We start from the raw sequence: 4,619 nt of genomic DNA, 5'->3' as shown, positions 1-4,619 counted from the left end.
CCGGCGGACGGCGGGCCAGCAAGGCCTCGACCGGCGCATGGAGTTGCCCTGACAGGTGTGCAGTTGCAACAGCCGTAAGGGCTTCTGGAATAGGAGCTGGATTAACATACTCATCCGCGAGGAGCGCCCCTTGCTGGGGATACGCGCCGTCGCACTTGGTGTCGAGACTCTTCTTGCCAATTTTCAATTTGAGCCAGCCCACCGTGGCATCGATTTCAGAGAGCGCGAAAGTGGCATCCAGATTGTGGGTGAATCGGACGGAGTCCCCCTCGGCTAGTTTGCATTCCTGGGATGGGTCAAATCGGTAGCCTTGAATCAGTGACCGCTTGTCCATCATGCAGGGACCATCGGCGACAATGCTTTCGATACAGCCAGGGTCATCTCGTCGTTCTTCTGGCATGGCGGCCGCTCGATCGAACATCCGCCACCAAATCGGCTTCTGCTCCCGACGATGGAAATCCGCGAGGTCTGCCAGCACCAGCGCCAGGTTATCACCACGCTGGCGAAGGTGCTTGATCGTGTCCTGCCGAGCGATGACTTCGGGCGGCAGTTCCTGTGGCTCGGCTGTCTCAGTTGCTGCAGGCCGCGACATCGGGGGAATGTTGAGGTTACGGGCGACTTGCCGTAACCAACCGGACAGTTGCGCGGTGGAGTTACAGTCATCTTCGTTGTATTGTCGGATCGCTCTCAGGATCGGGCTCTTGTTCCAATCTCCCGACTGTTTGCTTTCGATCCAGCGGCTGTATTGGACGATGGAGTCGGCCGCTGTTGCGACTTGCGTGTCTCGCTTCGGTCGATACAATCGTTCGACCACTTTGATGGAATAGCTGTCCTCTCCAACCCGTATGCCCTGCCGCACAATTTGGTAGAGATCCACGAAGACTTCATTGCGCAATAGGTCATCAACCTCATCTTGACGTGTGTCATGCCGGGTGCTGAGCCGCCGGACTGCGCTTACTTCATAGTCGGCGTAATGATAGATGTGCATGCCCGGATGGCTCTTCCATTGGGCAAAGACCCAGTCGATAAACCCTTCGAAGGCCCGCTTTTCCTCGTCCCGGTCGTGTGCCCACCAGTCCTTAAACTCATAGGAACGTGTTTGGCCATTCCAGAGGCAGACGCCAAAGAGATACTCCAGGCCCCCGGGTGCCAGAGGGTAGCCCTCCATATCGAAGAACACATCGGCAGGGTCGTCGGGTGGGAGCGCCCCAAGACCGGCTGGCTCGCCACTGATTCCTCGGCGCGGCAACACCTCGTAACACGGCGGGGCGTCGGGGTTCTTCCTACGATTCGCCAGAGTCGCGCATTGGAGCCGGGCCTGAGCAACGAATTTTTCCAGCGTGCCTTGGCTAAACTTCGGAACCGTGCGCTCGCCCGCTTGCGCCAACTGGGCCATCGTCGTAATGCCAGCCTTGTTGAGCTTCTTGATCTGGCCTACCGTCACACCCGCGACTTGCACTAAATGATCTCGCTGCTTGAAGAACTCCTGGGCATGCGAGGTCCATTCATAATGATCGGCTCGTGGCAATGGTTCCGGGCGGTCCGAAAGTCGACCAGTGAACCGTTGCTGCATTGCAAGGAAGGACTTCTTGATGTGCCGATAGTAGTGGACGAAGTCTTCAAGGCGGAATTCGATCCGTTCTTTTGTACCGAGGATGATCCCGAATCGATCGGACACTTGGCCGCCAATCATGTCAGCCAGCATGTCGCCGTAGCAGCAGAGCTGAACCGCAAAATAAGGCTTCGGGGACCGGGCCAGTTTCGTATCCCAGACCTGGTAGCGCTGAGCGTGGTCGAGCATGAGAAAATCGGCAAAGCCTGCAAATTGCCCACTGTGCAGCATGGCCTGATAAATGACGGGCGCTTTCGCCATGATCGCAGCAAGTGTCTGGCTACGCGCAGCCGCGACATCATATGTCGGTATTTCGACAAGCCCAGCGGAGGACGACTTCAATTCGTTCAGTACGGCTTGCTCATGCTGTTGGCCGGCTTCTGCGATCAGTCGCTGATCCTCGGTGTCTTCATCGGGCGTGACGGCTTCTGGATTTTCCAGATAGTATCGGTCCATCCAAGACGCAAATGGAGAGGCTAAGTAACGGACTAAGTCGCTTGGAGAATAGACCAGCTGCCCGTCGGCGGTCTTCTTCATCTTCGCCTCATGTCGTCCACATCACTACCCCATGGGCGATGAGCAACCTCGTCCGAGCCAGCGGATGCGAGATGTATGGGATGTCGGTGCCTTTTCGCCGCTGCGCGGCATGAAGATGAGCCACGTAACCAGGGCTTCATCAAACTGGCCGCGAAGTAAGAATGGTCGTCATGCGATGTGTCCCTCCGATCGGCCGCTCATGGCATCAATCCGTTAGCAGGGCATGCGTCCGTATTTCCGGTCAAACTCCTGCTTGTCCAACTGCTTGCGCATGTGCCCGATGTCCAGCTGCTGCTGCCGTTCACGGAAGTAGTCGTACTGCTGCTGTTGTTGCGACCGATTGAGAGCATCTTTGGCGAGTGTTGTGACCGTTTCTCCGAAACACATGCCGAGAAGGATGCCCACTATAAAGGATCGCATGGTCGTTCTCCTCATTCTGTGCATTCCCCCAGTTGGGCCAACATCCCACGAGAGCATCGCCTTACCTGCCCTCGATTCTCCATCCCTTGCCATAAGGATTATTGGGCGAATCAGGTCGATACGGATTGCCGGCGCCGAAGGGGTTGTTCACTGAATCAGGAGAAAACGGAGACCCGTATCGGCCGAATTGGTTGCTGGTCGAGTCGGGATCGAACGGATTGGCACTCAACTTTCCGCGGTAGTGCCCTTGTTGGTCGTAGAGCCGAGGCGCATCGGTGGCAAAGGGATTGGTCGCCGATGTGTTGGTGAACGGGCTGCCGTAGGGGCTGAACGGATTGTTGACGCCATCTGGGGCAAAAGGATTCCCTTTGCCGAAGGGATTGGCAATTGAATCGACATCGAAGGGATTCGCACTGAGGTTGCCGAGGTCTTGAGCGGAGGCCGTGGGTAGGGTCCACAGCATTGCGAGCATCAGGAATGACAGAATTGTCATGGCATACCCCCTTCAATAGAACGATGGCCCGTCCACACGAGGAGCAGCAATTCTCAGTTGCCCTTTTTAGACTCAGCCGCATCCTGCCTGGAGGACGACTTGCTTTGTCCAGACCGACCACGGCGATAGCGAGCAGTCGTCTCTGACAGATGATCGAACGTCTTGCCGATGTCTCGCTTGCAGAACGAAATCCGGTTTTCCCCCGCCACGCCGAGCGACTCCCCGGCCGCCCACACGTCGTGGTCGGCTCCCAGGTAGAGAAAGGTCCAGCCTTGTTGCTCGCAGGCCTTGATCAAATCGAAGACCTGTGCTCGCGTGTATTCCCGGGAGGCATTTTCCAAACCATCCGTCAGGATCACCCCGAGTTTCTTCGCCTCGGCCGGGGCCTCTTGCCTCGCAGCGCTCAACGTGCGGCCAATCGCATCGTACAGCGGCGTCGTGTCGTGAGGCCGATAGGTTTCCACGTCCAGCTCCTGGACGGCTGAGACGGGCACACCACGATAGCGCACCTCAGTTTTGCTGGAGTTGAAGAGCGTAAGTGTAAACCGCGTCTCCGCTGGCTCCTGGCGCAACCTGGCGAGGTACTGATTGAAGCCTGCGATCGCCGCGCCCTTGCACGATTGCATCGAGCCGGTTTCGTCGAGAATCAGCGTGACATAGAGCGGCTGGGGATTCATGGGTGGCTGCCCGTTCTGCTTGTCGGTCATGGCGATCACCTCCAACTAGGGTTGAGATGACCGCTATCTTACTGGGGGTGCGTGACAACGGAGGTCACACCCAAGACACTGCGGTGGATCACCAGAAGCCATGAAGATCCAATGAGTTAAGGAAAGATGGAGACGGGGGGTCTTGGTTGTCTGTGACATCCGAGGTCACTGCCGGGCAAGAAGTCTTTTCGCTTCCTGCCGAACCGCTTCCCGCAAATGCTCGGGCTTGAGCACCTGGACGCCGCTACCGAAGCTCAGAATCCATCCGAGCAGTTCACGGGAATCGGCAACCTGCAGCGTCATGAGGAGTTGGCCGTCTTTCAACGGGGTCATCTGTTGGCTGGGATGCCAGACCCGGTCCTTCACCCAGGCAGCGGTGCGCTTGTCAAACTTCAGTTCGACGGTAATCCGCTTGCCTCGCATAATGACGAGCGCGTCTTCGACATAGGCGTCGACATCAAAGTGCAAGGGCATTTGATAGGGATGGTCGGTGGGTGTGAGGGACTTGATCCGCTCCACCGCAAACATGCGCACGTCTTTTCGCCAATGGCAATAGGCGATCAGATAGAGACCTCCATCCACATAACGCAACCGATACGGGTCCAATTCCCGTCGCGTGGTGACATTCCGACCGGCGGAAAAATACCGCATCTGTACTGTGCGGCGGTGGGCGATGGCGTGGGACAGGAGATCAATGGTCTCACGATGATGACGATAGTTCTTGTGCGGGCCAAGGCCGACCGAGAACCATTGATCCAACCGTTGCAGATACTCTGACGCCTCGGACGGAATGGCGGCCGTAATCTTGGAGAGGGCCGAATTGAGAGACCTTGCGATGAGCGTACCTTGG

General features: G+C 57.3%; 5 protein-coding genes. All 5 read right to left on the bottom strand.

Annotation, left to right across the window (positions count from 1 at the left end; all coding sequences use genetic code 11):
* Nucleotides 1–2,149: TM0106 family RecB-like putative nuclease (locus ACOSYY_RS15410; RefSeq protein ID WP_421663472.1), on the bottom strand; the 2,149-nt coding region annotated here is incomplete at its 3' end.
* Nucleotides 2,150–2,362: 213 nt separating this feature from the next.
* Nucleotides 2,363–2,569 (bottom strand): hypothetical protein, encoded by a 207-nt coding sequence (locus ACOSYY_RS15405; RefSeq protein WP_421663470.1) that lies wholly within the window; start codon nucleotides 2,567–2,569, stop codon nucleotides 2,363–2,365.
* 61 nt (nucleotides 2,570–2,630) lie between these two features.
* Entirely contained in the window at nucleotides 2,631–3,062 is a 432-nt protein-coding gene (locus ACOSYY_RS15400) for a hypothetical protein (protein WP_421663468.1), read from the bottom strand.
* Between the two features lie 53 nt (nucleotides 3,063–3,115).
* On the bottom strand, nucleotides 3,116–3,769 hold the full coding sequence (locus tag ACOSYY_RS15395; RefSeq protein WP_421663466.1) for a VWA domain-containing protein: 654 nt from the start codon (nucleotides 3,767–3,769) through the stop codon (nucleotides 3,116–3,118).
* A gap of 165 nt (nucleotides 3,770–3,934) precedes the next feature.
* A partial coding sequence (locus tag ACOSYY_RS15390; RefSeq protein WP_421663464.1) for a helix-turn-helix transcriptional regulator occupies nucleotides 3,935–4,619 on the bottom strand: 685 nt, incomplete at its 5' end.

This window comes from Nitrospira sp. BLG_2 (genome assembly GCF_049222245.1).
This window is presented reverse-complemented; position numbering and strand designations above follow the sequence as displayed.

What these genes read in the sequence shown, in the direction of transcription:
- ACOSYY_RS15400 (WP_421663468.1), bottom strand. Translation starts at nt 3,062, where the DNA reads ATGACAATTCTGTCATTCCTGATGCTCGCAATGCTGTGGACCCTACCC.
- ACOSYY_RS15405 (WP_421663470.1), bottom strand. Translation starts at nt 2,569, where the DNA reads ATGCGATCCTTTATAGTGGGCATCCTTCTCGGCATGTGTTTCGGAGAA.
- ACOSYY_RS15395 (WP_421663466.1), bottom strand. Translation starts at nt 3,769, where the DNA reads ATGACCGACAAGCAGAACGGGCAGCCACCCATGAATCCCCAGCCGCTC.